Here is a 17,164-nt window from a genome sequence, read left to right on the forward strand (position 1 = left end):
TCCGCTCGTCACGCCGTCTCGGTGACGAGGCGTTCGACCGCGGCGACGGCGTCGCCGATGGCGGCCGGGTTGGTGCCGCCGCCCTGGGCGACGTCCGGCTTGCCGCCGCCACCGCCACCGAGGGTCTTGGCGGCGGCGCGCACCAGGTCACCGGCCTTGAGGCCGCGCTCGCGGGCGGCCTCGTTGGTGGCGATGACGGTGAGCGGGCGGCCGTTGGCCGTGGTGAACAGGGCCACGACGGCCGGGCGGCCGCCCTGGATGCGCCCGCGCACGTCCAGGACCAGCTTGCGCAGGTCGTCGGCGGAGGTGCCGTCGGGGACCTGACCGGTGACCAGGGCGGTGCCGCGGACGTCCTTGGCGGACTCGACGAGTCCGGCGGCGGCCGCGAGGACCTTCTCCGCGCGGAACCTCTCGATCTCCTTCTCGGCATCCTTGAGCTTGCCGAGCATGCCCGCGATCTTCTCGGGAAGCTCCTCGGGGCGGCCCTTGACCAGCTCCTGGAGCTGGGCGACGACCGTGTGCTCCCGGGCGAGGAAGTTGTACGCGTCCACGCCGACGAGGGCCTCGATGCGGCGCACGCCGGAGCCGATGGAGGACTCGCCGAGCAGCTTCACCAGACCCAGCTGGGCGGTGTTGTGGACGTGGGTGCCGCCGCACAGTTCCTTGGAGAAGTCGCCGATGGTGACGACGCGGACCCGCTCGCCGTACTTCTCGCCGAACTCGGCGATGGCGCCCTGCTTCTTGGCCTCGTCGATGGACATGACCTCGGCCTGGACGTCGAGTTCCCGCGAGAGGACCTCGTTGATCCGCTGCTCGACGTCGGTGAGGACCGTGCCGGGGACGGCGGCGGGCGAACCGAAGTCGAAGCGGAAGCGGCCCGGCGAGTTCTCCGAGCCGGCCTGGGCGGCCGTCGGGCCGAGAGCGTCGCGCAGCGCCTGGTGCGTGAGGTGGGTGGCGCTGTGCGCGCGGGCGATGGCGCGGCGGCGGGTGTTGTCGATGGAGGCGAAGACGGGGGCCCCGACCGTCACCTCGCCGACCTGGACGACGCCCTTGTGCACGTGGACGCCGGGGACCGGCTTCTGGACGTCGCGGATCTCGATCACGGCGCCCGTGTCGAGCCGGATGCGGCCGGTGTCGGCGAGCTGGCCGCCGCCCTCGGCGTAGAAGGGGGTGCGGTCCAGGACGACCTCGACCTCGTCGCCCTCGGTGGCGGCGGGCGAGGGCACGCCGTCGACCAGCAGGCCGACGATGGTGGACTCGCCGGCGGTGGAGGTGTAGCCAGTGAACTCGGTGGCGCCGGAGGTGTCGGCGACCTCGCGGTAGGCGGAGAGGTCGGCGTGACCGGTCTTCTTGGCGCGGGCGTCGGCCTTGGCCTTGTCGCGCTGCTCCTGCATGAGGCGGCGGAAGCCGTCCTCGTCCACGGAGAGCCCCTGCTCGGCGGCCATCTCCAGGGTGAGGTCGATCGGGAAGCCCCAGGTGTCGTGGAGCAGGAACGCCTTGTCGCCGGCGAGGACCTGGCCGCCGGCGGCCTTGGTCTCGGTGACGGCGGTCTCCAGGATGTTGGTGCCGCCCTTGAGGGCCTTGAGGAAGGCGGCTTCCTCGGCGAGCGCGACCGTCTCGATGCGCTTGCGGTCGGTGATCAGCTCCGGGTACTGGAGGCCCATCGTGTCGATCACGACGTCGACCAGGTCCTTCACGACCGAGCCGGTGGCGCCCATGAGGCGCATGTTGCGGATGGCGCGGCGCATGATGCGGCGCAGCACATAGCCGCGGCCCTCGTTGCCGGGGGTCACGCCGTCGCCGATGAGCATCACCGACGTACGGATGTGGTCGGCGACGACGCGGAGCGAGACGTCGGTTCCCTGCTCGGCGCCGTAGCGGACGCCGGTCAGCTCGGTGGCCTTGTCCATGACGACGCGCAGGGTGTCGGTCTCGTACATGTTCTGTACGCCCTGGAGGATCATGGCGAGGCGTTCGAGGCCGAGACCGGTGTCGATGTTCTTCGACGGCAGGTCCCCGAGGATCGGGAAGTCTTCCTTGCCGTCGCCGGCGCCGCGCTCGTACTGCATGAAGACCAGGTTCCAGATCTCCACGTAGCGCTCGTCGTTGACGGCCGGGCCGCCCTCGACGCCGAACTCGGGGCCGCGGTCGTAGTTGATCTCCGAGCACGGGCCGCAGGGGCCGGGGACGCCCATGGACCAGAAGTTGTCCTTCTTGCCCAGGCGCTGGATGCGCTCGGCGGGAACGCCGATCTTGTCGCGCCAGATCTGCTCGGCCTCGTCGTCGTCGAGGTAGACCGTGATCCAGAGCTTCTCCGGGTCGAGGCCGTAGCCGCCGTCCTCGACGGAGTTGGTCAGCGCCTCCCAGGCGAGCTGGATGGCGCCTTCCTTGAAGTAGTCCCCGAAGGAGAAGTTGCCGCACATCTGGAAGAAGGTGCCGTGGCGGGTGGTCTTGCCGACCTCTTCGATGTCCGGCGTACGGACGCACTTCTGCACGCTGGTGACGCGCGGGGCGGGCGGCTTGACCTCACCGAGGAAGTAGGGCTTGAAGGGGACCATGCCCGCGGGGACCAGCAGCAGAGTCGGGTCGTCCGCGATGAGCGACGCCGAAGGCACGGCGGTGTGACCGCGCTCCTCGAAGAAGCTCAGCCAGCGGCGGCGAATTTCAGCCGACTCCATCAGTGGTCCTCATTCCGGTTGTTCGGTTTGTAGGGGAGCTTGCGGTACGTGTTCGCGTTCGCGGGCGGTTCGGCCGCTTCGACGGCGAAGTGCCGCTGTACGGGAAGGTCGGGGTCGACCGGCGCTTGAAGGCCCAGGGCGCCGCCCAGTTCGGCTTCGCGCCGGACCATGCCCTCGCGTACGTCGAGGGCGAAGTCCTTGAGCCTGTGACCGGTCTCGATCGCCTTGTCCGCGGCCTGCGCCGCGAGGCTCTCGGGGGTCAGTTGCTTGAGCTTGCGGTTGACCTTGGTGGTGGCCCACACACCGGCGGCTGCGCCGGCGGTGAACCAGAACGTGCGGCGGAACATCGCTCGATCAGTCCTTCTGTCCGCGGGCGTTTCGGCGGTCGCGCCTGCGTCCGCGCGCCGAGGGTACGGTCCGGCCGACGATCACCGTGCGGCGGGCGGAACCGCGGCCCCGCGTCGGTTCCGGTTCGGGCTCGGGCGCGGTGCGGCGGCCGAGGGCCTGCCGTACGCCGTAGCCGAACGCGGCGACCTTGACGAGGGGGCCGCCGAAGGTGGAGGCGACGGTCGTGGAGAGCGCGGAGGCGTTGGAGGTGACCTCCTGGACGTCGCTCGCGATGGCGTCGACCTTGTCCAGCTGGGTCTGCGCGGAGCGCACCGTCGCCGACGCGTCGGCCAGCAGCGGAACGGCCTGGTCGGTCACGTCCGCCACGAGCTTGGTGGTCGCCCTGAGCGTCTGGGCGAGCCTCACCAGCACCACGGCGAGGAACGAGACCAGGATCGCCCAGAAGACGGCCACGAGGATTCCGGCCACCTCTCCACCGGACACTGTGCACCGCTCTCTGCTCGTCGCTCGGGCCCTGCCGGGCCTTGTCTCCGTCGGTCGCGTCCGAGCCTAGGCCCGCAACGCCCGATCGTCGTCACCCGAGCCTATCGCGCCGCGCATCTCCTCCCCTACCGCATTCTCCGCGGGCCGGGCGGGAGTTGCCATAACGAGATTGTACGGAGAGCTTTCAAGCCAGTACGCTCCGTGTTTCATGCGACGCCTGCACGACCCCTGCCCGAATCCCGGCCATCCGGACGCCCGCCCCGCACCGGCGCCCGGCAACCTCCCGGCCGAACTGAACCCCTTCGTGGGGCGCGAGGACGAACTGGCCGAGCTGGGCGGGCTGTTGGAGGAGTCCAGGCTGGTCACCGTCGCCGGAGTGGCGGGCGTGGGCAAGACCCGGTGCGTCATCCGGATCGCCGCGCTTCGGGAGAAACGGTACTGCGACGGGGTCCTGCTGGCCGAGCTGTCCGCCGTCCGCCATCCCGATCTGCTGGAACACGCCCTGATCGACGCGCTGGGGCTGACCGATCACACCAGCAGGCCCCCGCGCGCCGCCCTCGTCGAACATCTCTCCGAGCGTCGTACGCTGCTGGTGATCGACGGCTTCGAGCACCTCGTCGACGCCTGCGCCGACCTCGTCACGGAACTCCTGCGCCGGGCCCCGCGCCTCCAGGTGCTCGCGGCCGGACGCTGCCCCCTCCGCGTGGACGGGGAACGGACGTTCCCGCTCGCCCCGATGTCCGACGAGGACGCGGTGGAGCTCTTCACCGAGCGGGCGCGCGGGGTCCGGCCGGGCTGGGAGCCGACGGCGGGCGAACGGACGACCGTCCTGGAGCTCTGCCGCCGTCTCGACGGGATTCCGCTGGCCCTGGAGCTGGCGGCCGGGCGGCTGCGCGCACTCTCGGTGGAACAGGTACTCCTGCGCCTGGACGACCGGTTCCGGCTGCTGACCGGAGGCCGTCGCGGCGCGCCGCCCCGCCACCAGACACTGCGTACGGCGATCGGCTGGAGCCATGAGCTGTGCACGCCCGAGCAACGGCTGCTGTGGGCGCGGCTCTCGGTGTTCGCGGGGCAGTTCGACCTGGAGGCCGCCGAGTACATCTGCGGGGGGCCGGATCTGCCGGCCGACTCGGTGCTCGATGTGCTGGACGAGCTGCTCGCCCAGTCGGTGGTGGAGCGCGAGGACGGCCCGACCGGCGCCCGCTACCGGCTGCTGGACACGGTCAGCGAGTACGGGGCGCAGTGGCTGGCGGCCGCCGGGGAGACCCCGCGGCTGCGGAGGCGGCACCGGGACTGGTTCCTGGGGCTCGCGACCTGGTGCGAGCTGGACTGGTTCAGTCCGCGCCAGGCGGAGGTGGCGGCGCGGATCGACAGCGAGCTGCCCAACCTCCGCCGGGCGATGGAGTGTTCGATGGAGAGCCCCGACGAGGTGCATCTGGCGCAGTATCTGGCGGGCACGCTGTGGTTCTTCTGGGCCGGTTGCGGACGGCTGTCGGAGGGGCGGCACTGGCTGGACCACGTCCTGGAGGAGCCGACCCCGCACGATGCCGCACGGTTGAAGGTGCTGTGGGTGCTGGGCTATGTGGCCGTGCTCCAGGGCGACGCGGTCGGCGCGATCTCGGCGCTCCAGGAGTGCCGGGAGGAGGCCGAGCGCTCCGGGGACGCGGCGGCCCTGGCGTACGCGGTGCACCGCACGGGATGCCTGGCGATCGTGACGGACGACCTGCCGCGTGCCGAGGTGCTGCTCCGCGAAGCGCTCGGCCGGTATCGCGAGGTCGGCGAGCTGAACAGCAATGTGCTGATGGCGCAGGTGGAGTTGGCCATGGCGGTGGCGTTCCTCGGCGACCTGGACTCTGCGGCGGCGATCTGCGACGAGGTGCGGGAGATCTGCGAGGACCACGGGGAGCGGTGGGCGCTGGCGTACGCGCTGTACGTCCTGGCGTACGCGGCGCTGCGGCGCGGGCGGCCGGCCCGGGCGCGGCAGATGCTCGGGGAGTGCCTGACGATCGGCCGGACGTTCAACGATCTGCTGGGCACCGTGCTGGCGCTGGAGCTGTTGGCCCTGGTGACGGCGGTCGAGGGGGACGCCGGGGAGGCTGCCGTGCTCCAGGGAGCGGCGGAGGGCATCTGGCCGTCGGTGGGGCTGCAGCTGTTCGGCTCGGAGTTCTACGGACGGCCGCGGGCGGAGTGCGAGGAGCAGGCGCGCCGGGAGCTGGGGAACGTGGCGTACGAGGAGGGGCTGCGGGCGGGCCGGCGGCTGGATCCGGCCTCCGCGGTCGACCGGGCGCTGGCCGGCGGCGGACCGGCCGCGGCGAAGGACGCGCCGGGCACGGGCGGAGCGCCGACGGCGGGCGGATCCGGGGGAACGCGAAGGCCCGCCGCCTCCCGGATGACAGGGAGGGGCGGGCCGGAGCGCTGGTGAGAGCGGCTACGCCTGGATCAGCGGGCGTAGTACTCGACGACGAGCTGCTCGTCGCAGATCACCGGGATCTCCTTGCGGTTCGGGTCCCGGTCCAGGCGGAAGGCCAGGGCCTTCAGGTTCACCTGGAGGTAGCGCGGGGTCTCACCGTCGGTGTCGTAGCCACCCTCGCGGGCCACCTGGAAGGGGACCTTGGTGCGGCTGCGCTCGCGGACCTGGACGACGTCGTCGGGGCGCACGCGGAAGGACGGCTTGTCGACCTTGCCACCGTTGACCTCGATGTGGCCGTGGACGACCATCTGACGGGCCTGGTAGATGGTGCGGGCGATGCCCGAACGCAGGACCAGGGCGTCGAGGCGGCGCTCGAGCTCGACGACCAGCGCCTCGCCCGTCTTGCCTTCGGCCTTCTTGGCGCGGTCGTAGGCGCGCGCCATCTGGCGCTCGCTGATGTCGTACTGCGCACGCAGGCGCTGCTTCTCCAGCAGACGGACCTTGTAGTCCGAGTTCTGCTTGCGGCCACGGCCGTGCTCGCCCGGCGGGTACGGACGAGCTTCGAAGTACTTGACAGCCTTGGGCGTCAGAGCGATGCCGAGGGCACGCGACTTCTTGACCTTGGGACGCGACTGGTTAGGCACGTTCTCCAGACCTCCGTTGTAGGTTAGGTTAGGCTTACCTTACTCAAGGAGATCGCATGTCTCGCCCTGGGAACACCACTCACGTCACGGACAGCACAGACAGCGGCAGCACACCAGAAGGTGCTGCTACGACGGAAGGCCGATCTGATCGTGGTCAGCCGCGTCCCAGCGGGCTTGAAAACACTCGGATGCCGTCAGCAGCCGAGCGCACACGAACTCTCGTACAGAGTACCTGCTCCGCGCTGCTCGTCGTACCGGGGCTCGATCTGGCCCGCGCCGAAGCCCTGGTCCCGGACAGCAGGAGCGTGGGCCCCGAGGGCGACCTGTTCCTCGAGTTCCCCGCGGATTCCCCGGCCGTGCGGGCCGCGACGCACGCGCAGGGCGACGAGCTGACCGCCGTGCTGGAGATCACGGACGTCGCCCCGGTCTCCGTACCGCACCGGATCCGCGGCCGCGCGTGGGTCTCCGGCTGGCTCACCTCCGTCCCCGGCCTGGCCGAGCCCGGCCGGATGATGCTGCGCCTGGAGTTCGGCGAGGCGTATGTGGACGACCTCTGGGGCGCCGAGGACATCGAGCCGGAGGACTTCCGGGACGCGGCCCCCGATCCGCTGGTCTTCCACGAGCCGGAGCTGCTCCAGCATCTGCACTCAGCCCACGACGAGCAGATGCGCGCCCTGTGCGGTCTGCTGGGCGAGCGCACCGCCCGCGCCTGCTCCTCCCACCAGCCCAGGGCCGTGCCGGTCGCGCTCGACCGCTTCGGGCTGCGGGTCCGCTTCGTCGAGGACCAGGGCTCCTGCTTCGACGCCCGTTTCGAGTTTCCCGAGCCGGTGCGCGACGTCACCGAGCTGCGCCGCGCCATGCACACGCTCTTCGAGGCTGCCGCCTCCTGATGCGGCGGCCGAGAGTCCCTGAAAAAGCTAGGACGGCTCCGCGCTCTCGCCGGAACGGCCCAGGCGCTCGCGAACGCGCTCGACGACGTCCGCGTACCGCGCCTCGGCGCCGTAGCGGGTCGGGGTGTAGTACCGCCGGTCGCGGACCGCGTCCGGGGCGTACTGCTGAGCGGCGATGCCGCCCTGCACGTCGTGCGGATAGACATAGCCCTGTGCGTGGCCGAGCTTGGCCGCGCCCTTGTAGTGACCGTCGCGCAGATGGGCCGGGACCGGTCCCGCGAGCCCCTTGCGCACATCCTCCTGCGCGGCGGAGATCGCCAGGGTCGCCGCGTTGGACTTGGGGGCGAGCGCCAGGGCGATGGTGGCGTGGCTGAGGGTGAGCGCCGCCTCCGGGAACCCGATCATGGCGACCGCCTGGGCGGCGGCCACGGCGGTCGGCAGCGCGGTGGGGTCGGCCAGGCCGATGTCCTCGCTGGCCGAGATCATCAGTCGCCGGGCGATGAACCGCGGGTCCTCCCCCGCCTCGATCATGCGGGCCAGGTAGTGCAGAGCGGCGTCCACGTCGGAGCCGCGGATCGACTTGATGAGCGCGCTGGCCACGTCGTAGTGCTGGTCGCCGTCACGGTCGTACTTCACGGCGGCGCGGTCGACGGTCGCTTCCAGTGTCGCCAGGGTGATCTCCGGCTCGCCCGTGGCGATGGCCGCGCCCGCCGCGGCTTCCAGCGCCGTCAGGGCCCGGCGCGCGTCGCCGCCCGCGATGCGCAGCAGATGCGCCTCGGCGTCCTCGGGCAGGGTGACCGCACCGCCCAGACCCCGCTCGTCGGTCAGCGCCCGGCGCAGCAGATCACGCAGGTCGTCGTCGGTCAGCGACTCCAGGGTGAGCAGCAGGGAGCGCGAGAGGAGCGGGGAGATGATCGAGAAGTACGGATTCTCCGTGGTGGCGGCGATGAGGGTCACCCAGCGGTTCTCCACGGCGGGGAGCAGGGAGTCCTGCTGGGCCTTGGAGAAGCGGTGGATCTCGTCCAGGAAGAGAACGGTCTCCTTGCCGAAGCCACCGGTGGCTCGGCGCGCGCTCTCGATGACGGCGCGGACCTCCTTGACGCCCGCGGTGATCGCGGAGAGCTCGACGAAGCGCTTGTTGGTCGCCTTGCTGACCACGTAGGCCAGGGTCGTCTTGCCGGTGCCGGGCGGGCCCCACAGAATGACCGAGGACGCGCCGGCGGGACCGCCGCCCCCCTCGCCCACGAGGCGGCGCAGCGGCGAACCCGGCTTCAGCAGATGCTGCTGGCCGACGACCTCGTCGAGGACACGGGGGCGCATCCGGACAGCGAGGGGGCTGCTGGACGGGTCCTTCTCCTGGCGGTCTTCGGCGGCTGCGGTAAAGAGGTCGGGCTCCACGTCATCAAGCCTATGCGACCCCACTGACAGCGCCGCGGGCCACCTCCGGAGATCCGTAGGTGCTCAGCTGGTCCAGAAGTCCCACCAGCGGGTCAGGATCAGCATGCCGATGATCCCGATCCACATCACCGGCAGCACCCAGGGGAACTCGGTGAGACCACTGCGCAGCCAGGACGGGGCAGGGAGGATGCGGTGTTTGACGTTGTGCGTGGTCACGTAGCAGAACATGACGATCGTGGCGACCCAGGCCAGGCAGCACCAGAGGCAGAGCGAGTTGATGTTGTACAGCGACTGGTACTGGAGCCAGGTGCAGAAGCCGACGCCGAACAGCGTCCCGGCGTTCAGCCCGAGCCAGAACCAGCTGCGGAAGCGCGCGCCGGCGAGGAGGCCCATCCCGATCGCGATGACCATGCCGTACGTGACGAGGCCCAGCATCGGGTTGGGGAACCCGAACACGGAAGCCTGCTCGCTCTTCATGATGTTGCCGCACGCGACGACGGGGTTGAGGCTGCACCCGGGGGTGAAGGAGGGGTCCTCCAGCAGCTTGAACTTGTCGATCGTGATGACCCAGGCGGCCAGCAGTCCGGCCGCGCCGGTGATCACCAGGAGCAGGGCGAGACCGCGTCCGGCCCCGAAGGCACGCTTGCGGCCGCCCTCGTCCTGATCGGAGGAGAGATCGTGGTCTACCGCTGCAGTCGTCATATCGCCGTTCCATCACCGAGTGGTCAGCCGGGCATGGTCATTGTGCCGTACCCCCGCACGGATCAACCGTTCGATGGACGTAAAGGTGTGCGCCCGCGAGCGCTTCCCCGGGCGGGGGCGCGGGGGTGGCGGGGCCGGGACGACGGCAGATGTACGTGTCCCCCGCGCCGGTCGGGCGACGCCGACCGCGCGGGCGGCTCCAAGTCGAGGTCACCTGCCGTGATGAATCCCTGCTCGCCGGGTTGACGGCGGACGGGAAAGACGCGGGCGGCGGGACCTGAGGTCCTGCCGCCCGCGCCCCGCTCACGACTCGGCGGTCAGCCGAGGCGCTTCGTCAGCTCCGCCGCGACCTCGGCCAGTGCCACCGGGCCCTGCTCGCCGGACTCCATGTCCTTGAGCTGGACGACGCCCTCGGCGAGATCGCGCTCGCCCGCGACCAGGGTGTAGCGCGCGCCCGAGCGGTTGGCGCTCTTCATCGCGCCCTTCAGCCCGCGGCCGCCGAACGCGAAGTCGGCGGCGATCCCCGCGCGGCGCAGTTCGGTGACGACGCCGAACAGCACCCGGCGGGCCTCCTCGCCGAGCGGGACCGCGTACACGCTGGTGATGCCGGGCAGGTCGAGCTCGACGCCCTCGGCCTCCAGCGCGAGCACCGTGCGGTCCACGCCGAGCGCCCAGCCGACGGACGGCAGCTCGGGGCCGCCGATCATCTCGGACAGTCCGTCGTAGCGGCCGCCGCCGCCCACCGCGGACTGGGAGCCGAGACCGTCGTGGACGAACTCGAAGGTCGTACGGGTGTAGTAGTCGAGGCCGCGCACCAGCTTCTCGTCGTCCTCGAAGGCGACCCCGGCGGCCGTGAGAAGCGCCCGGACCTCCTCGTGGTACGCCTTGCACGCGTCACAGAGGTAGTCGCGGAGCTTCGGGGCGTCCGTGAGCTGCTTCTGCACGTCGGCCCGCTTGTCGTCCAGGACGCGCAGCGGGTTGATCTCGATGCGGCGGCGGGTCTCCTCGTCGAGGTCCAGGTCCCGCAGGAAGGTCTGGAGCGCCTCGCGGTAGACCGGGCGGCACTCCTTGTCGCCCAGCGAGTTCAGCAGGATGCGGAACTGCCGCAGGCCCAGCGAGCGGTACGCCTGGTCGGCGAGGATGATCAGCTCGGCGTCCAGGACCGGGTCCTCGGTGCCGATGGCCTCGGCGCCGACCTGCGAGAAGTGGCGGTAGCGGCCCGCCTGCGGGCGCTCGTAGCGGTAGTACGAGCCGGAGTACCAGAGCTTGACGGGGAGGTTGCCCGCCTTGTGGAGGTTGGCCTCCAGGGCCGCGCGGAGCACGGACGCGGTGCCCTCGGGGCGCAGGGCCAGCCGGGAGCCGCCCTTGGTGGTGAGGGTGTACATCTCCTTGGTGACGATGTCGGTGGACTCACCGACACCGCGTGCGAAGAGCTCGACGTTCTCGAAGCCGGGCGTCTCGATGTAGCCGTAGCCGGAGTCGCGCAGGGGCGCGGCGATGGCCTCGCGCACCGCCAGGAACTTCGCGGAACGGGGCGGGGTCAGGTCGTACGTGCCCTTGGGGGCCTGAAAGGTGCTCACGTGAATACGTCTCTCGTCTACAGTCCTCGGCGCGGTGCCGCGTCCAGACCGTTCAGGAACGGGTTGGAGGCGCGCTCGCGGCCGATGGTCGTCTGGGGGCCGTGGCCGGACAGCACCACGGTCGAGTCGTCGAGCGGCAGGCACACACGGGCCAGCGACTCGAGCAGCTCGGCGTGGTCGCCACCGGGCAGGTCGGTGCGTCCGACGGAGCCGGCGAAGAGCAGGTCGCCCGAGAAGAAGACCGGCGGAATGTCCGCGGCCTCGGGCATCCCGAACGTCACCGACCCCTTGGTATGGCCGGGCGCGTGCGAGACGCCGAACTCCAGACCGGCCAGGGTCAGCTTCGAGCCGTCGGTCAGCTCCTTGACGTCGTCCGGCTCCCCCACGGTCAGCTCGCCCATGAGCGGCATCCCGATCGAGCGGCCGAGCGCCTTCTCCGGGTCGCTCATCATGTAGCGGTCCTCGGGGTGGATCCAGGCGGGGACGTCATGGGCGCCGCAGACGGGGACGACCGAGGCGACATGGTCGATATGGCCGTGGGTGAGCACGACGGCGACGGGCTTGAGCCGATGCTTCTTCAGCGTTTCCTCGACGCCCTGGGCGGCCTGGTGGCCCGGGTCGATGATCACGCACTCCTCACCGGCGGCGGGGGCGACCAGATAGCAATTGGTCCCCCAGGCCCCGGCGGGGAACCCGGCAATGAGCACGATCGTCCTTAATGTTCGTCCGGAGGATGCGGCAACGGCGGAGGATGCGGCAGATCAGAGCCTACCGGCGCTCCTCATGACACAGGTAACCCATATACGGTACGGGCAACTCAGGCCCTCATCTCACGACGTAACAAGGAGCCCAACCGGTGTCCAGCAGCGAACAGCGGCGGCGGCAGCTCGCCCGGGAAAAGTTCGAGCGCCAGCAGAAGCGCCGGGAGGAGGCCCGCAGCAGGACGAGGCGCGTCACCGCGATCGTCGCGGCCTCGGTGGCCGTGGTCGCCGTCGTGGGCGTGAGCGCGTTCGTCGTGGCGGGCAAGGACGACGACAAGGGCAAGAAGAGCGAGGCGGCGTCGAGCCAGAGCCCCGCTCCGGAGCCCTCGAAGAGCGAGAGCAAGGCTCCCACGCCGCCGATGAAGATCGACAAAAAGGCGAAGTACACGATGTCGCTCAAGACGAGCCAGGGCGACATAGCGTTCTCGATGGACGCGGCGAAGACTCCCGAGACGGTGAACTCCTTCAAGGCGCTCGCCGACAAGGGCTACTTCGACGACACCAAGTGCCACCGGCTGACCACCCAGGGCATCTTCGTGCTCCAGTGCGGCGACCCGAAGGGCGACGGCACGGGCGGTCCGGGCTACAACATCCCGGACGAGAACCTGGACGCGCTCGGCAAGGCGGGCGGCGACGGCACGGTCGTCTACCCGCCCGGCACGGTGGCGATGGCCAACACCGGCCAGCCGAACTCCGGTGGCAGCCAGTACTTCCTGGTCTACAAGGAGACGAAGCTCCCGCCCACCTACACCCCGTTCGGCACGATGGACGACGCCTCGCTGAAGGCCGTCCAGAAGGTCGGCGAGGCCGGTGTCGAGGGCGGTGCGGGCGACGGCGCCCCGAAGAAGGCCGTGACGGTCGAGAAGGCTTCGGTCGACAAGGGCTGAACCGTCGGTACGGGACCGACGGTACGGCGACCGGCCGGGCGGCCACCGGTGGGGCAGAGCGCTGCCGATGACCGGAGCGAAGAATTTCGGCCGTGCTGAGTGCGGACAGCCGGGCGGCCGGTCGCCTAGATTGGCGTTGTGCAGGGCGGGCGATGCCCGCCCCAGGAAACTGTGGACGATGCCCGGGGGGCGAACCCCCTCGCAGGCATCAGGTGGAGGAGGCGCTGTGAGCAGCGACCCGTGGGGCCGCGTCGATGAGACGGGCACCGTGTACGTGCGTACCGCCGAGGGCGAGCAGGTCGTCGGATCGTGGCAGGCCGGTTCGCCCGAGGAGGCTCTGGCCTATTTCGAGCGCAAGTACGACGGCATTGTGGTCGAGATCGGCCTCCTCGAACGGCGGGTGAAGACCACCGATCTGTCGGCGAAGGACGCGACGACGGCGATCGACCACCTGCGGCAGCAGGTCGACGAGCACCACGCGGTGGGCGACCTCGACGCGCTGCGCAAGCGGCTGGACGCGCTCGTCGCGACGGTCGAGGCGCGGCGCGAGGAGCGCAAGGTCCTGAAGGCCAAGCAGACCGACGAGGCGAAGCAGGCCAAGGAGGCGCTGGTCACCGAGGCGGAGGAGCTGGCGCAGAGCGAGCAGTGGCGCTCGGCCGGCGAGCGGCTGCGGGCGCTGGTGGACACCTGGAAGGGTCTCCCCCGTCTCGACCGCAAGTCGGACGACGAGCTGTGGCACCGTTTCTCGCACGCCCGCTCGGCGTTCTCCAAGCGGCGCAAGGCCCACTTCGCCGCGCTGGACGCGCAGCGCGAGGACGCCCGCAAGGCCAAGGAGAAGCTGGTCACCGAGGCCGAGGCGCTGTCCGGCTCCACGGACTGGGTGACCACGGCCGCGCGCTACCGCGACCTGATGACCGAGTGGAAGGCGGCGGGCCGCGCCCAGCGCGAGTCCGAGGACGACCTGTGGAATCGTTTCCGCGGCGCCCAGGACATCTTCTTCGCCGCCCGCAGCGGGGTCTTCGCGGAGCGGGACGCCGAGCAGGTCGAGAACCTCAAGCTGAAGGAGGAGCTCGCCGCGGAGGCCGAGAAGCTGGTGCCGGTGAAGGACCTCAAGGCGGCCCGGGCCGCGTTCCGGTCCGTCAACGAGCGCTGGGAGGCCATCGGCCACGTACCGCGTGACGCCCGCCCGAAGGTCGAGGGCCGGATGCAGGCGGTGGAGCGGGCGCTCCAGGAGTCCGAGGAGTCGGAGTGGCGCCGGACGAACCCGGAGGCGCGGGCCCGCGCCGCGGGTCTGACGGGTCAGCTCCAGGCCGCCGTGGACAAGCTGCGCGGCCAGATCGACACCGCGCGTGCCCAGGGCAACAACGCCCGCGCGGACAAGCTGGCCAAGGAGCTGGAGGGCCGCCAGGCGCTGCTGGACCAGGCGCTCAAGGGCCTGGAGGAGTTCGGCGGCTGATGCTCCCGTGCTCGTACGTGAGGGGCCCCGGTACGCGATGCGTACCGGGGCCCCTCACGAAGGTGGCGGCCGATCGTGGGTTCGGCTAGGACTGGGCGCGGATACCGTTCTCGGCCAGATCGAGTGCGTGTTTGAGCACCTCGCAGGCTTGGATGTGATTGCCGGACTCCTGGAGCAGGTCGGCGAGCCGTCGGCAGACCAGCACCGCTTCGGGACCGTAGATCTTGTACGCCTGCTGGAATGCCACTTCGAGCACCTCGATGGCTTCGCCTGTCTGCCCCGCCTCCGCGAGCATGTCGGCCAGTTCCAATTGCACGGCGAGCAGGCTGCCCTCACCGTCGGGTACCCGCTCCTGCAGGACGAGCCGCAGAACCGGAAGGGCGTCCCTGCCCCGCCCGCCGGCCCGCAGCATCCGGGCCAGTCCCAGTCCCGCCGACACCATGGAGGCTCTGATGTCGGCGGCGAGGACCGGACCGGCCGGGGCGCGGCGAGAGGCACGGGCCTTGTTCCGGACGAGTCCGAGTCGTCCGACCCCGTTCTCCTGGGACCGCTGCGGGAGCGGGCGGTTCTTCCCTCGGAGCCGTTCCTCCAGGACCCGGAAGACGGTGTCCAGATCGATGAGTTCCGGGCCGTTCTCGATTCCCTCGCGCAGCAGCGTCAGCAACTCACCGGTGAAGGCGGTGTAACGCTCGCCGTCCGGGGCGAGCGCCATCCTGTCGCGCGGGGAGGCGGTGATGACGTACGCACCGTCGACGGCCGCCTGGGCGGCGAGGATGTTCTGCCCGGCGGTGAGGGTCCTGGCCGCCCTGCCGCTGAAACAGCAGTCGAGCACCACGATCTTGCGGCTGGCCCGGGAACCCCGGAGCTCCGCCCGCACGTGCTGGTAGGCGACAGCGGTGTACCCGGCGTTCTCCCGCGATCCCTTGAGCCCGAGGTAGAGGTCCGCGGAGTCCGCGTCGCGCATCCCGTGGCCCGCGTAGTAGACGAGCAGGGTGTCGGTGGCCTCCTCCCCCGCCTGCCGCACGGGGTCCAGCATCGCGGCGGCATGCTGAGGGTCGGCGACGACGGCGCAGTGCTGCGGAGGCAGACCCCAGACGGTCGCGTCGCAGAGTTCCGCCCGCAGATCCGCCAGATTGGCCTCGACGGCGGGCAGTGCGTGCAGATGACGGTAGGAGGCGGTGCCGATCAGTACGGCCCTGGAGGCGCCGGGGTCAGGCAGTCCCGTCATCGCCCTCGAGCTCCTGGCTCTGCCGGTCGTCCTCCCCGAGCGCAGTGACGATACGGCGCAGTTCCTCGTCGTCGGCGGACCGGCCCACGGGAAGATGCACCTCGACGGAGCCCCGGCGCACGATCAGCGCAGGCGCCCTGCGTCGCCCGGCCTGCCATTCCAGTACGGAGAAGACGAGCGATGCCGCGGAGAGCCCGCTGCCGGCGATCAGGGCCACCAGGTCCAGGCCCGTGCCCATGTCCTCGGTACTCGACGGTGTCGGACTGCTGAGAGTGGCGCGCACGCCGTGGTCAAGGCTTTCGTCCTCCTTGAGCCAGCGCAGCAACGAGCGCAGGTGCTCCTCGGCGTCCTCGGCGCTGCCCGGAGCCGGTCGTACTTCGTACTCAGTCATGGCCGTCGTTCCCCCTGTGATCGGTATGGCGATTGACCCGCGAGAAGAGTTCGAGCGCCTCGGGGCCTGCCCCCAGCCGGGCCAGGCAGACAGCCTGCCAGAACTGACCGGTCAGTGTGGTGGGGTGGTGCGGGCCGAGCGAGGACAGACAGACCTGTGTGATGGACGACAGCATCTGGGCTGCTTCCTGGAGCTCACCACGCAGCACGAGGCTCACGGCTTCACGTTGCCGCGAGGCAGCGTTCTGCGGGGTCATGCTGCTGAGGACCAGCCTCCTGGTCTTGGTGCTGAGCGTGAGCGGCCTGAACTCGTCGCGCCGCCGGACGCGCTGGTTGGGCAGCACGTTCTCGTCCCAGTCGTACTCGGGGCCCGACTCCGCGGGCGCGCAGTTCCGCGGAGGAGACTCATGCGCCTGCCGGACCGCGGTGTCGCGTACGTTCGCCGCGACCAGATCCGCCAGAGCCGACCGGCCTCCGTCCTCCACGAACGGTTCCAGGAGCCGAGCGGTCTCGGCCGCCGTCTGCGGGCGGGCGAAGGCTTCCCGTGCGCACAGCTGATCCACCAGGAGGGCGAGCTTGCCGGGCTCGAACGGGAAGAGGCCGGTGCTCAACGGCCGGACTCCGGCCCCGAGGGCGATGTCCACAACAGCGCCCACCTCCGCGCCCGGCCCGAAGGGCAGATTACCCGTGAGCATGAAATGGAGACAGACGCCGAGGCCGTACAGGTCCGCGGTGGGCCCCGGCGCCGCCCCCATGATCACTTCGGGTGCCATGAACTGGGGTGTCCCCATCATGACCCCCGTGCGGGTGATGGCCGATTCACCGGCCAGGCGGGCGAGCCCGAAGTCATGCATGACCACGCTGCCCTGCCGTGTGATGCCCACGTTCGTCGGCTTGACGTCGCGGTGGAGGACCCCCGCCTCGTGGGCCGCCGCCAGCGCCTGGGCCATCCCGAGGCCGACGGCGCAGGCCGCGCCGGAGGTGAGGGCCCCGGCCTCGACCAGGGTCGCGAGATCCACGCCGTCGACGATCTGCATCACGAAGTACGGGACGTCCCCGTGCAACCCGCTGTCGTAGAGCGACACCACTCCCGGATGGTCGATGCGGGCCAGCGCCTCGGCCTCACGGTTGAACCGTCGCAGCGCTTCGTCACCCGCCCACATGCCGCCGACGGCCGATAACTTCTTCAGCGCGACCCGGCGCCGGAGGTTCTCGTCCTCGGCCTCGTAGACCACGCCCATGGCTCCGCGGCCCAGGGGCCGAACCAGCCGGTAGCGTCCGTCGATCAGCCCCGGATCGGTCACACGCT

Annotated in this window: 15 protein-coding genes; 4 read left to right on the top strand and 11 right to left on the bottom strand. The window is 70.7% G+C overall.

All coding sequences use genetic code 11. The features are described from left to right. Nucleotides 1-8: 8 nt before the first annotated feature. The 3 genes from alaS to ACIRJT_RS09830 are packed head-to-tail and all read right to left on the bottom strand — an operon-like array spanning nt 9 to nt 3,494. Nucleotides 9-2,678 carry an alanine--tRNA ligase gene (gene alaS, locus ACIRJT_RS09820; protein WP_403906843.1) on the bottom strand — a complete coding sequence of 890 codons (2,670 nt, stop codon included), beginning with the start codon at nt 2,676-2,678 and terminating at the stop codon, nt 9-11. Further along, the gene (locus tag ACIRJT_RS09825) at nt 2,678-3,025 is read right to left on the bottom strand and encodes a DUF6167 family protein (protein ID WP_403906845.1); all 348 of its coding nucleotides are present in this window, start codon (nt 3,023-3,025) and stop codon (nt 2,678-2,680) included. The genes alaS and ACIRJT_RS09825 overlap by 1 nt, the downstream gene beginning before the upstream one ends. A gap of 7 nt (nt 3,026-3,032) precedes the next feature. Beyond that, the gene (locus tag ACIRJT_RS09830) at nt 3,033-3,494 is read right to left on the bottom strand and encodes a DUF948 domain-containing protein (RefSeq protein WP_403906847.1); all 462 of its coding nucleotides are present in this window, start codon (nt 3,492-3,494) and stop codon (nt 3,033-3,035) included. Nucleotides 3,495-3,717: 223 nt separating this feature from the next. Here ACIRJT_RS09830 and ACIRJT_RS09835 point away from each other — a divergent pair, with 223 nt between their 5' ends. Continuing rightward, complete coding sequence (locus tag ACIRJT_RS09835; RefSeq protein ID WP_403906850.1) at nt 3,718-5,931, top strand: ATP-binding protein; 2,214 nt, start codon at nt 3,718-3,720, stop codon at nt 5,929-5,931. A gap of 17 nt (nt 5,932-5,948) precedes the next feature. On the opposite strand, the gene rpsD is transcribed toward ACIRJT_RS09835, so the two are convergent. Then, nucleotides 5,949-6,563: a 30S ribosomal protein S4 gene (rpsD, locus tag ACIRJT_RS09840; protein WP_015607373.1), complete on the bottom strand. Its 615-nt coding sequence runs from the start codon at nt 6,561-6,563 to the stop codon at nt 5,949-5,951. Nucleotides 6,564-6,751: 188 nt separating this feature from the next. Between rpsD and ACIRJT_RS09845 the strand changes: the two genes are divergently transcribed. Further along, nucleotides 6,752-7,453 carry a DUF2470 domain-containing protein gene (locus ACIRJT_RS09845; RefSeq protein WP_403906853.1) on the top strand — a complete coding sequence of 234 codons (702 nt, stop codon included), beginning with the start codon at nt 6,752-6,754 and terminating at the stop codon, nt 7,451-7,453. A gap of 27 nt (nt 7,454-7,480) precedes the next feature. Here ACIRJT_RS09845 and ACIRJT_RS09850 read toward each other — a convergent pair whose 3' ends face one another. The 4 genes from ACIRJT_RS09850 to ACIRJT_RS09865 all read right to left on the bottom strand — a co-directional run bounded on the left by ACIRJT_RS09850 (nt 7,481) and on the right by ACIRJT_RS09865 (nt 11,840). Beyond that, nucleotides 7,481-8,851 carry a replication-associated recombination protein A gene (locus tag ACIRJT_RS09850; protein ID WP_403906855.1) on the bottom strand — a complete coding sequence of 457 codons (1,371 nt, stop codon included), beginning with the start codon at nt 8,849-8,851 and terminating at the stop codon, nt 7,481-7,483. A 63-nt stretch (nt 8,852-8,914) separates the two neighbouring features. Further along, the gene (locus tag ACIRJT_RS09855) at nt 8,915-9,553 is read right to left on the bottom strand and encodes a vitamin K epoxide reductase family protein (RefSeq protein WP_403906857.1); all 639 of its coding nucleotides are present in this window, start codon (nt 9,551-9,553) and stop codon (nt 8,915-8,917) included. 317 nt (nt 9,554-9,870) lie between these two features. Continuing rightward, nucleotides 9,871-11,133, bottom strand: coding sequence for a histidine--tRNA ligase (gene hisS / locus ACIRJT_RS09860; RefSeq protein WP_403906859.1), 1,263 nt, complete (start codon nt 11,131-11,133; stop codon nt 9,871-9,873). A 17-nt stretch (nt 11,134-11,150) separates the two neighbouring features. Continuing rightward, nucleotides 11,151-11,840 carry an MBL fold metallo-hydrolase gene (locus ACIRJT_RS09865; protein WP_047175710.1) on the bottom strand — a complete coding sequence of 230 codons (690 nt, stop codon included), beginning with the start codon at nt 11,838-11,840 and terminating at the stop codon, nt 11,151-11,153. A gap of 149 nt (nt 11,841-11,989) precedes the next feature. On the opposite strand from ACIRJT_RS09865, the gene ACIRJT_RS09870 reads away from it, so the two are divergent. Continuing rightward, nucleotides 11,990-12,781, top strand: a complete 792-nt coding sequence (locus ACIRJT_RS09870; RefSeq protein ID WP_403906863.1) for a peptidylprolyl isomerase — start codon at nt 11,990-11,992, stop codon at nt 12,779-12,781. A 226-nt stretch (nt 12,782-13,007) separates the two neighbouring features. Beyond that, nucleotides 13,008-14,237, top strand: a complete 1,230-nt coding sequence (locus ACIRJT_RS09875; RefSeq protein WP_403906865.1) for a DUF349 domain-containing protein — start codon at nt 13,008-13,010, stop codon at nt 14,235-14,237. 85 nt (nt 14,238-14,322) lie between these two features. Here ACIRJT_RS09875 and ACIRJT_RS09880 read toward each other — a convergent pair whose 3' ends face one another. Genes ACIRJT_RS09880 through ACIRJT_RS09890 form a run of 3 tightly spaced genes read right to left on the bottom strand, consistent with a single transcriptional unit; the run spans nt 14,323 to nt 17,159 of the window. Next, on the bottom strand, nt 14,323-15,465 hold the full coding sequence (locus tag ACIRJT_RS09880) for a caspase family protein (protein ID WP_403906867.1): 1,143 nt from the start codon (nt 15,463-15,465) through the stop codon (nt 14,323-14,325). Next, entirely contained in the window at nt 15,449-15,856 is a 408-nt protein-coding gene (locus ACIRJT_RS09885; protein WP_403906869.1) for a hypothetical protein, read from the bottom strand. Before ACIRJT_RS09885 ends, ACIRJT_RS09880 begins: the two co-directional genes overlap by 17 nt. Further along, nucleotides 15,849-17,159 (bottom strand): protein kinase, encoded by a 1,311-nt coding sequence (locus ACIRJT_RS09890; protein WP_403906871.1) that lies wholly within the window; start codon nt 17,157-17,159, stop codon nt 15,849-15,851. The genes ACIRJT_RS09885 and ACIRJT_RS09890 overlap by 8 nt, the downstream gene beginning before the upstream one ends. Nucleotides 17,160-17,164: the final 5 nt, after the last annotated feature.

It is taken from the genome of Streptomyces sp. NPDC102283, from assembly GCF_044766265.1.
Lineage (GTDB): Bacteria > Actinomycetota > Actinomycetes > Streptomycetales > Streptomycetaceae > Streptomyces.